This window comes from Paenibacillus sp. 01L418, from assembly GCF_056400045.1.
The window spans coordinates 1-11,169 of sequence record NZ_JBFTSN010000204.1; the positions used below are offsets into that span (position 1 = coordinate 1).

An 11,169-nucleotide genomic window follows, 5' to 3' on the forward strand; every position below is an offset into this window, starting at 1 on the left:
CCCTTCCAAGGGTGGGCCCCAAGGGCTGCGCCCTCTGGACACCCGCAATTGGACTAACGCTAAAGCTAGCCATGCGCTCTTTTGCTGCGTTTGCGTTGGAACGCTTTCGTCCCTTTGGGACACGCTTTACTTTGGGTGCATAACCCGCTGATTACTTGTTAACCAAACTTCAAAAGCGTTTCGAACCCTCCCAAACCCTCCCTTCCAAGGGTGGGCCCCAAGGGCTGCGCCCTCTGGACACCCGCAATTGGACTAACGCTAAAGCTAGCCATGCGCTCTTTTGCTGCGTTTGCGTTGGAACGCTTTCGTCCCTTTGGGACACGCTTTACTTTGGGTGTATAATTCGCTGATTACTTCTTTAAGGAACTGTTTGATGCTTATTTGGCTGAAAACTACTTTGCTAAAGTTCTAACGAACCCTAGGGACGTTATCTCATGTTATTTGGGGTGATATGTGTTACTTTTCCCGAAATAACGATACTGAGGTTCGTTAGATTATTAATCTAGTACGAAACGTTTGAATAAGAGCTACTGGGTTCGTTAGAGTTGGCAATCGCGTCGCTCTGCTTAAACTTCATCAATAAAACACAGAAATACAGAGGGGCTGTTCCTAGCGTAGATAAATCTACGTTTGAAACAGCCCCTCTGTTTTGGTGGGATGTGAGTGCATGTTGTGTTTACTCGATTACTCTTTTACTGAACCCATTACCAATCCTTTGACAAAAAACTTTTGGAGGAATGGATATACGATAAGTATCGGGAGAGCGCCGATGAAGATTTGGGCTGATTTCACTGTTTTTTGTGAGATTAGCGCTAAATCAGCTGGGTTCATGCTCATCGAGCTCATATCGCGCTGGATGATAACCGTTTGAAGGAATGTGGCCAGCGGATAACGCTTTGGATCTCCGATATAAAGCAGGCCGTCAAACCATGAATTCCAATGAAAGACCATGCTGAACAAAGCGAGCGTTGCAATGGCCGGCAACGAAACGGGTAGATAGATGCTGAACAATGTACGGAAATGACCTGCTCCATCAATGAGCGCTGCTTCCTCCAGCTCCTTGGGTACTCCGCGGAAAAAGTTGAGCATAAGGATGGTTAAGAAGACATTAACCGCTCCTGGAAGGACGAGTACCCAAAAGTTGTCCATAAGGCCAATCTTTTGAATGACCATATAAAACGGGACAAGTCCCCCATTAAAGAGCATCGTGAATACGAACAGCCATGCATAAATATTTCTGCCGCGGAATGCGGTGTTTTCTTTGGATAGCGGATAAGCTGCCAAGAAGGCTAACAACAAAGTCAATAGCGTTCCGATTACCGTCCTCTGAACGGCGATCCACATCGAGTTTAGAAAGATTGGATTGCTTGTCGTTTTTCGGTAAGCATCCAACGTGAAATCGACTGGCCATAGACCGACGATATTAGCATCCGCAGCCGCCTTTGCACTTAGCGAAACGGCAAGCACATGCAGCAGCGGAATCACACATAGCAGGGCAAGAACGATCAATAGGATCGTATTAAACGTGTTGAAAACGCGATAGGATGGTGATTTATGATACATTCGGCAGGTCCTCCTTTGGCTAGCGTAAACGGCCATCGCGTCCTCAGACGGCTAACTCGTTTCGCGATCTTGCTTATATTATTTAAAAAATTCTGTAATTGGCTAGTTTGTAAGCAAGGCGATAGGAGATAACGACTAAGACAAAGCTGATCACCGATTTAAACAATCCGATTGCCGTACCAAAGCCCATTTCGCCGCTTAAAATAGCTGTGCGGTATACAAACGTATCAATAATATCGCCCTTCGCGTAAACCAATGAATTATAAAGGTTGAAAATTTGATCGAAGCCCGCATTCAGCACGTTTCCGAGCGCCAGTGTACCGACTACAATAGCAATTGGAATCATCGACGGAACCGTAATATGAAGCGTCTGCTTCCAGCGGCTTGCGCCATCCACCTCTGCTGCCTCGTAAAGCGATGGGTTAACGTTGGCGAGCGCTGCAAGGAATACGACGGTACCGAAGCCAAACTCTTTCCATACATCAGAGAGGATAACGGTGAAGCGGAACCAGTCGCCATCGCCTAGGAAGAAGATCGGCTCGATTCCGAATATTCCTGTTAGGAGACGGTTCACCAGCCCGCCTTCCGTCGATAGAAGATCCGTAAGAATGCCGCCCAAGATAACCCAAGATAAAAAATGCGGCAAATAGACTAGCGTCTGTACAAAACGTTTGACAAGCTGTTTTCTAATTTCATTTAAAAGAATAGCGAATACGAATGGAGCAAAAAGATTCAGTACCATTTTGAAAATAGCGATGATTAGCGTGTTCCAGATCACCTGCAGGCTGTCTTGCCTCTCGAACAAATAGCGGAACTGATCCAGTCCAACCCATTCCGAGCCTGTCAGGCCTAGCCATGGTTTATAATCCTGAAAAGCCATTACAAGTCCACCCATTGGCAAGTATGCGAAGATGATTAGAAAGACGAGGGATGGAAGCACCATAAGATGGAATGGCCATTGCTTTATGAGGTAATAAAACAGCGGTTTTCCTTTTGATTTGACAACAGATACCGAAATGTCATCTTGTTGAATTGTTTGCTGCTGAGACATGTTTTGTTCCTCCCGCTGGATGAAATGCAGAACGCAATCAGCCTTTCACGGCACGTATGCATCGCGTTCCTTATATAAAAATTATATCAGCGACGGAAAAATTGAAGTAGCTAACAAACCCAACATTCATGGCACAAATGCAACCACTTTTGCCATCCAACATGTGAATTCAGCTTGCTGCATAACACAAAAAAATGCAGCCCCTCAGGGACCGCATTTCGTCAAGCTTATTTCGTTAAACTAGCATACCACTCATTAACTTCTTTCGTCATATCGTCGCCGCCGGATGACTTCCAGCTCTTTACGAATTCATCAAAAGCTTCAGCCGGTTTAGCGCCATAAATGATTTCGTTAAACGTTTGAGCTTCAATTTTTTTCAAATAGTCCATGCGTGATTTCATTGTTTTGGTAGGAGGTCCTACAAACATATCTTTCTTGGAAATCGCATCTTGCTCCATAACGACAGTTGCCGCAAGCGCCGTTTCCGGTCCGTACTGCGCAACAACTTCCTTCTCGCGATAAGTTTTTGCTTCTTTGCCTTCAGCTAGGTTAAGCAATGCTTTAAACTGTGCATCAGGAATACGCGCACCGTCGCGTACAATGAAATAACGTAGTGGAGCCGTAATCGCACCGCCTGGAACATCATCCAAGTACAGCGGTTTGCCGCTAGCATCAAGAGCGTAATCATAACCTTCAAAAGCGCCTAGCTCGAACGGGCTTCCTTCTTGCGGGTCAGCTAGGTTTTCGAATAGATAGTTCTCATAAGTGAAGAAAGCTTCTGGATTTTTCATATCTTTATTGATCAGAATAACGCCATTTACAAAGGAAGTGCCATGACGCATTGCTTTACCGTCTTCACCAGTTGGAATCGCATAAGGCTTCCATACTGCGCCTTCAGCATTTTTTGCTGTATCCAGCAGCGGCCAGCCGCTCATCCAATAAGGTCCAGGGATAATGCCTGCTGTTCCAGCTACAGCTGGTTCAGACGTTTTATTCTCATCCCATAGTGCTGCTTCTTTCGGAATATAACCTTTGTCGCGCCATTCTTTAAGTTTAATTAGACCTTGCTTCATGCCTGCGTTCGTAGAACCGTATTCCAAAGTTCCATCCGCTGCCACATTCCATTGTGCTGGAAGTGTGCCATATGCGCCAAATACCCATGATGGGTCACCCATCCAAGTGTTCATCGACGTTTTAAAGCCAACGCTTAGTGGAACAACTTTTTCTGGCGACAATCCTTGTGGATTATTGTTTTTAAAAGCTTCCATTACCGTTTCCAGCTCAGCAATCGTTTTTGGAGCTTTCAAATTAAGCTTATCCATCCAGTCTTGACGAATCCAGAGCACATAGTCGTTGTTGTAAGCATAATCAAGTAAAGGGATACCGATTCGTTTTCCATCACGCATGTAAGCATTCCATACGCTGGTATCAAGATTCATTGCCGCTTTCCATTTCTCGCCGGCATATTTATCGAACAGCTCGCCTGCGTCTTGGAACATGCCGGAGTCAATTAGATCTTGTGCCAGCAGCTTGTCGCCAACGACAGCAACATCGGGCATTTTTTGCCCTGAAGACATCGCAAGGCGCATTTTTGTTGCAAATGCTCCATTTGTATCCGTCACTGACCAAAGGGAATCTACTTTAATACCAAGCGTATCGAGCGCCCATTTTGTTGCCACGTTGTTTTCAATCGTTTCTCCCTCACGGAAGGTTAGCGCAGGGTCTACTCCCCATACAGTGGAAATCGTAACCGGCGGATCGTATTTCTCTTTGTAAGGGTTTTCCTCATTGCCCGCGGAAGTGTTGTCGCTTGGCTTATTCGACGGCTCTGCCTTGTTGCCGCTGTTCGAGCAGCCAATGATGGCTGATACGATTAGAAGCATACAAAGCATGAACGTGAACCGTTTCTTTGTTTTCATATTCATTGTAATCCCCCTCATGATTATGTTCTACATGCTTAATTATAGGCTTAGGGGCAATTTCAGCCTATGACACAAAGCGAACATATCAGCACCTTTTACAACCACTTTACTGTTCGCGAAACTCCTGAGGTGTCATACCATAATATTTTTTGAACGTTTTGCTAAAATATTGCGGATTCTGATAACCAAGCTCACTCGTTATTTCATATATTTTTTTGTTCGTATTTTTCAGCAAATAAAGCGCCCGCTCCATCTTCATTCCGATGATCCATTCACTTAAGCTTTCTCCCGTTTCCGCTTTAAATACTTTCGAGAGATAAACCGGATGAAGAAACACGCGATCAGCAATCGTTTTTACAGTCGTATCTAAGCTAAGGTTGTTCGCAACAATTTCCTGTACCTGCTTAACGATAAAGCTTTTGGAGCTTTCCTCTTTCACTGAAAGCACGCTTTGCAGCTTATGCAATACGCCAATTGACCAATCCTCCAGCCGATCAGGCGATAGTACAACCGTTTGATCCAAAATAAAATCGATACCCAGCTCATTGATTTGGGATACGTATTGGCCCTGTCTATGCGTAATATACATAAAAGCATTGGTAAGCGCTAAGTATACCTCGTATAGATGCTCTCTTGAGAATCTTGTATTTTTCAAATCGGCAAAAACATCTTTAATTTTCTGCTCTACCGCATCCCAGCGCTTCGACTCCAGCAAGGTTATCATCGTAGGCGGCTTATATAAGCTTTCCATTGATTTAACAAAAGTGTTGTCCTTGCCCGAGCGATCCTCCAAATAATGAATAGAGTGCTGCTCTTCATTTGCAATCATGAACATCGCTCCTAGGCCTGAACGATACGCAGTCGTAATCGCACTTGGAAACTCGAACCAATCCGTAACGACAATGGAGATATCTCCTTTGAGATAGTTGCTCACATTTGTACGAAGCTTCTTGGTTGCTTCGGCAAGTATCGTTTTACGTAAATTGCGGCTTTCCACACTAAATTCTGATTTCTCGCCAGCTTCCGTTTTAGGCTGCGCCATAATAAGCAAATATTCATGCGGCGCTTTGCAATGCCATACATGGAAATGCTGAGCAAACGACTCCTCCGCTATATTCCCTACGGCAAACTCCATAAGTGAGGAAGAGCTATAATCCAGATGTGAAAATTGTTTGCCCAGTTGGACGAGCATCATGACAGTTGGACGTTCTATCTCAAGAGAAATTTCGTATTGCGTCAGCTTCTCTTTAATCGTCTTTGGCGAAAGCTGTCTGCCTAATACCAAGTCGACCATAAAATTGGCGCGCAGCACCTTGAAATCAGATTTGCGATCATACAGCAGCTGTTGATATTTCTCTGCCTGCTCCCATTCATCCTTTAACGCTTCGATTGCTCCCGATATCGTTTTCACAAATTCATCGTCATTTACCGGCTTTAATATATAATCAAATGCTTGCAGCTGAACGGCCTTTTTGGCGTATTGAAAATCAGAATGCCCTGTAAGCAAAATGCATTTGATATTAGGCCAGCGCTGGCTGATCTCTTGAACAAGCTCAAGCCCGTTCATTTCCGGCATCGCAATATCGGTAACGACAATATCTATTGAGTTTTCTTCAAGAAGCTCCAGCGCTTCAAAGGCAGATGTCGCTTGATACACGCTTTTTACGCCAATCGAGAGCCAGGGAATAGTCTTCTCCAAGCTTCCCGTAACGTACGACTCATCATCAATCAATAAAATTTCAATCATTTGAAAACCCCTTTTTTTATCTAGCTTGGTGACCAAGTAATCGTGACTTTTAGACCTCCAAGATTTGAGGATGAGAAGCTAACCCCTGCTGATCCGCGAAATCTTAAGTGCATGCGCTGATGAACATTCCATAACCCGCAGCCCATTTGCTCATCCATTTGATTTTGCATTTTGTGCTGAAGGATAAGAATATCCTCCATGCTCATTCCCTTGCCGTCATCCTCTACGACAAGCCGTGCTCCTTCTTCATGCCACTCTCCCGTTATTTGAATAATAGATGCATCCGTCCATGCCTCAATACCATGAATAACTGCATTCTCAACGAGCGGCTGCAGCATCAGCGGCGGAATTTCAAGATGGCGCATATCCGCAGGCAAGCTGATCGAATACAGCAGTCGCGGCATGCGCATTTTTTGAATTTCCAAATAGCTGGTCACAAAATTAATTTCCTCTGACATCGTAACAAGATCGCGTTCCTGCCTTGTCGTATAACGGTAATAGTTGGACAAATGATGCGACATGGCAACGACTGCTTCATTCTTTTCAAGCTTGGCCATACTCGAGATGAACGAGAAGCAATTATAGAAGAAATGCGGATTGATTTGTGATTGCAGCTGTTTTAAACGTGCTTCCCGCACATGAATTTTTTCCAAATATACCGTTTCAAACAGCTCTTGAATTTGAGCGACCATTAAGTTGAAGCGCGTATAAAGAAAACCAAACTCGCTCCTGCCGCGCGGCTTCATTCGAACCGAATAATCACCATTTTTCAGCTTTTGAAAACCAACGATGAGATGCTTAATAGGAACCTGTACCTGCGCATATAAAAGATAAGCAGCGATGCAGCATAACAGCAATAAGCCTGCCAAAGATACATAAAATAATTGATTTGTCTTTTGAATAGGCCGAATGATTTCGGAAATCGGAATATAATCGATCAAATGCCAACCAATCGTTTCTGACTTCACGATATTGACCAAATATTTTTCCCCGCCCAAATCAATCGTCCGGCTTTCCAAGTCTTGAAGCGGCTGTTGCTTCAACAAATGGATCACGTTGTTCGTCAGTTCCTTATCTGCCGAGCGATTATAAATAACGCCGACGCCTTCCAAATAATAAAATGGCTCTCGGCGGCCATCGCTCTTGAACTTGTCCAGCATATCTTTAATGTTCGAGCTGTCAAACTGCACCTCAATGACCAGGTTCGAGCTGCTTGGGTCCAAGTAACTGGAATACGGTGTTACCGCATAACGAGAGAAAACAAATTCATTATTTTCAGCGGCCTTCACTTGCCAGCCAGGCTTTAATCTTTTTTTCAAATCGGCGTCGTCATAAAGCACAACGTCATTATCCGAAATATCTCTATGGAGTATYGGTGAATAGATATGAAGGCTGCTTCGCCATTTCGATGAATTTTGCTGAATGGCCAGCTTCGTTTGAATTCTTTTGATCAAAGTAATCATGCCCAGACTCAGCTCCGGCATTTCCGTAAAAATATCGCGAAGCGACGAAATATCTGGATCCTGTATCAATAAGTCAGGCCAAAGGGCCATCGAGTCGATGCTTGTATTGACTTGATTCTGAAAGAATAGGAGCTGATTCGTATTCGACTTGTTAAGCTCCTCACCAAGAATGTCGGTGCTGGTCTTATTAGAGTAGAAATAGAGCAGCATAATCGGAACCAGCATAATGATGATTAGAGCAACGATTTTAGTAAATAAATTAATTTTAGGCATATTGCTTTGCACCTCTGCTGGATGTCATTTGGGCTGCTACTTAATAATCATTTTCTTCCTCTTCACCATACGTGGACATTCCATTCAATTCAACCCGTAAAATCGAAATGTATGTTATGTTTTTACAACCACTTTATTGCACAACATTTCTATTCTTTCAAAAAAAGAACCAGAATATCGGTTTTCACTCCGACATCCCGGTTCTTTCGTTTACGTTAATTGTTATATTTGTACGCAAGCATGGAGGGCAGCGCGTTTCCTTCAAAATCAAACAGCGTCGTGTTATCGACCACATTAGGAGCGTCCTTCTGCCAGCCTACGCCTGGTACATAAATCATGACGGGGTCCCAGTAGAGCACGCCAAGGCATCTTCCCCCATCTACCTGCTTAATGCCGTTCATCAGAGAATACATGAAATCACGTTGACCTTCTGGCGTACTCTCGTACGGCTCTKGCCCATTGTTCTCAAGCTGTCCTCGCATGCCGGCACCCGTAACCGCGCTCCAGTTAAAACCCGCTTCCATGAGCAAAATATCCTTATCAAATCTGGCGATCAGCTTATTGCAAAAGGCTACTAGCTGCTGAACCGATGCCTGTGTCCAGAACGGATAATAAGATGGTCCGATAATGTCATAGGGAACGCCATACCGCTCGCAATTGCCAAAAAACTGCTCGTATTTCTCATCCTCAGTCGCGCCGTCCAAATGAATAACGACCTTACTCGTTTCAGATACTTCCTTCACCGCTTGATAACCTGCCTTTAGAAGCTCAGCCAGCTGCGGCCAATTCGCAATAGCACCATCGGGATAACACATGCCGCCTTGTATTTCATTGCCAAGCGATACATACTCAGGAGCTGTGCCTTGTTCATCCAAACGCGTCATAAAGGCTCGTGTATATTGATATAAAGCTTCTCTCAGCTCCGCAAAAGAAAGTCCTTCCCAGTTATGGGGCTTGTGCTGAGCCAAACCATTTGTCCAGTAATCACTGTAATGGAAAGAGAATTGAATTTGGAATCCCATGTCCTTCGCTCTTTTTACTAAAGCGAGCGTTCTTTCCTCGTTCTGATAACCTCTAGCGTCCAGCTGATTCGAAGGCCAGTAGTCTTTGTTTCCAGGATCATTATATAGTCGAATCCGAACAATGTTATGCCCGTAAGCTTTCAATATTTCAAGGCCGTCCATCGGTTCATGATGATCTTTATAAATACCGCCGTTTTCCTCAATCCGCGGCATCTCGGAGATGTCCCCGCCCTTCAGCAGCTCATAGGACTCATCACTTTTCACAAGCTCAAACGATTTCACCTTACACCAATTCCCGCCGTTCCCTTCGGTAAAGAGACCAATGGTGCACTTTCCATCCCTTACTTCTATGCCTCGTATAATAACAGGTATCCACTCTGATGATACTGGAAGACTTGTTATTCGAGTCTCACCACTTACAGCCTCCGCAAAAATATAGCAGGTTTGTTGTCCTCCGCTGTTTTGCGTCAATGCTGTCAATGTATAATAGCCGTTCTCAAGCTTTTCAACAGTCCTAGACGCCGCTGAGCAATAAGAAGCGGTATGTTGAAGCATAAGATACTCAGTAGACGACGGATGATCCTGCTGGATGCCCTCTGCGACTTGATTGCCGTTAGAAAACAAGCTCCAGTCCGCCCGTTGGTTTGTCTCAAAAGAAAAATACATCATATACCTCCGATTTCATTCGTAATCGTTCTTTGCTATCGTATCAAACCGATTCCACGCCATACAGGGCATATTCACAACATATTGGTTGCTATTTCAACCATACGTTTGATTACGCATGATGAGTGAACGAATAAACGGCTTTTTCAATAAAAACAGGGCATATCCGTCTAAGGATATACCCTGTTTGTTATCTAACTATTTAATGGGCAGAATACATCATTTGAAACAATCTTTCTAAAATAACAGCAGCCTGTGCCCTTGTCGCATGGCCTTTTGGTGCAAATACACCCTGCCCGACTCCGTTGACTAAACCGGCTTGCTGCATCTGTTGAATAGCTTCAACAGCATAATCAGCTATTTGCGCTTGATCAGCAAAAGCTTCGACGTTTGTTAGATTACTCAGCTTTACGTTGACTGCTTTTACAGCACGGTACATCATAACAGCCATTTCTTCACGGCTTATGATATCATGCACACCGAAGCTGCCGTCATCTTTGCCTTTCACAATACCGAGTTTTTGAGCGTTTATGATCGCTTCTGCATACCATGCTCCTTCTTTAACATCCGAGAAGCCTGGTCCATCTCCCTTAGCTGCTGTATCCAAAATCCCCATTAACATATGCAGGAATTGTCCTCTTGTTACGGCATCTGTCGGCTTAAAGGTTTGATCCTCAAATCCGCTTATGATGCCTCTTGCCGCAAGGAACTCGATACTCTGCTGTGCCCATCCAGCCTTAGCTAGATCGGTAAATGAAACAGCCTTGTAAACCGCTGCATATTTGCTGAAATGCGATGGACTAAAAGTAACTGTCGCCTTCGCAGCATCATATATCGCGTTTTTCACTATTTCCAGCTTACCATCCTCGTTGATGTAAAAAATAACAACGTTATGAGGCTCTTCTCCTTGACGCAACGTATAAGGAAGTTCGATGATAACCTTGTTCTTATCAAAATGAGGAACTTTCACCCCATCGACGGTAAGATTAAAATCATAAACCGTATGGTCGCCTACAGCCTTCTTCACTTCATTGGATAAGGCTGAAACATCCACTTTAGCAGCTGAAAATTGTACGTTGTTTGATGCTGAGTTGATCACATCCTTGAACAGGTCAGGTGCGAACGAGATCGTTGCAAAGCCAGTTTTGAAAATAACCGCTTGCAGTCCTTCATTTGCTAATTCTGTCATCTGCTTTGCAGCCATATTCGCAATGATGCCTAAAGCTCCCGTTGTCGGCATCGCGGTTACTGTGATTGAATGATCCTTATCATTCTTCAGCCCTTGCCTCAAATCAACATTCCCCGCCTGCACTGTTGGTGTCGGCTGCGGTGTCACCGGTGTGGCCGGTGTCGGTGTTGGCTCCACCGGCGTCGTTGGTGTTGGTTCTGGATCCACTGGTGTCGTCGGTGTTGGTGACGGTCCAGCTTCTGCTTCCAGCACAATCGTTACTCCAGATGTCAC

General features: G+C 44.5%; 7 protein-coding genes. All 7 read right to left on the reverse strand.

Annotated elements, in window-relative coordinates; translation table 11 throughout:
• Nucleotides 1–684: 684 nt before the first annotated feature.
• On the reverse strand, nt 685–1,563 hold the full coding sequence (locus AC1DSE_RS21095) for a carbohydrate ABC transporter permease (protein ID WP_076267451.1): 879 nt from the start codon (nt 1,561–1,563) through the stop codon (nt 685–687).
• 82 nt (nt 1,564–1,645) lie between these two features.
• Nucleotides 1,646–2,506: an ABC transporter permease gene (locus AC1DSE_RS21100; protein ID WP_076267739.1), complete on the reverse strand. Its 861-nt coding sequence runs from the start codon at nt 2,504–2,506 to the stop codon at nt 1,646–1,648.
• Between the two features lie 335 nt (nt 2,507–2,841).
• Nucleotides 2,842–4,539 (reverse strand): type 2 periplasmic-binding domain-containing protein, encoded by a 1,698-nt coding sequence (locus tag AC1DSE_RS21105; protein ID WP_477509082.1) that lies wholly within the window; start codon nt 4,537–4,539, stop codon nt 2,842–2,844.
• 103 nt (nt 4,540–4,642) lie between these two features.
• Nucleotides 4,643–6,283 carry a response regulator transcription factor gene (locus AC1DSE_RS21110; RefSeq protein ID WP_477509083.1) on the reverse strand — a complete coding sequence of 547 codons (1,641 nt, stop codon included), beginning with the start codon at nt 6,281–6,283 and terminating at the stop codon, nt 4,643–4,645.
• 20 nt (nt 6,284–6,303) lie between these two features.
• Nucleotides 6,304–8,019, reverse strand: coding sequence for a sensor histidine kinase (locus AC1DSE_RS21115; protein WP_477528142.1), 1,716 nt, complete (start codon nt 8,017–8,019; stop codon nt 6,304–6,306).
• A 215-nt stretch (nt 8,020–8,234) separates the two neighbouring features.
• Nucleotides 8,235–9,710, reverse strand: a complete 1,476-nt coding sequence (locus AC1DSE_RS21120; RefSeq protein WP_477528143.1) for a glycoside hydrolase family 53 protein — start codon at nt 9,708–9,710, stop codon at nt 8,235–8,237.
• A 199-nt stretch (nt 9,711–9,909) separates the two neighbouring features.
• The coding region (locus AC1DSE_RS21125) for an S-layer homology domain-containing protein (protein ID WP_477528144.1) at nt 9,910–11,169 on the reverse strand (1,260 nt) is incomplete at its 5' end.

Coding starts and splice junctions, on each gene's coding strand:
- AC1DSE_RS21095 (WP_076267451.1), bottom strand. CDS start 1,563: ATGTATCATAAATCACCATCCTATCGCGTTTTCAACACGTTTAATACG.
- AC1DSE_RS21100 (WP_076267739.1), bottom strand. CDS start 2,506: ATGGTGCTTCCATCCCTCGTCTTTCTAATCATCTTCGCATACTTGCCA.
- AC1DSE_RS21105 (WP_477509082.1), bottom strand. CDS start 4,539: ATGAATATGAAAACAAAGAAACGGTTCACGTTCATGCTTTGTATGCTT.
- AC1DSE_RS21110 (WP_477509083.1), bottom strand. CDS start 6,283: ATGATTGAAATTTTATTGATTGATGATGAGTCGTACGTTACGGGAAGC.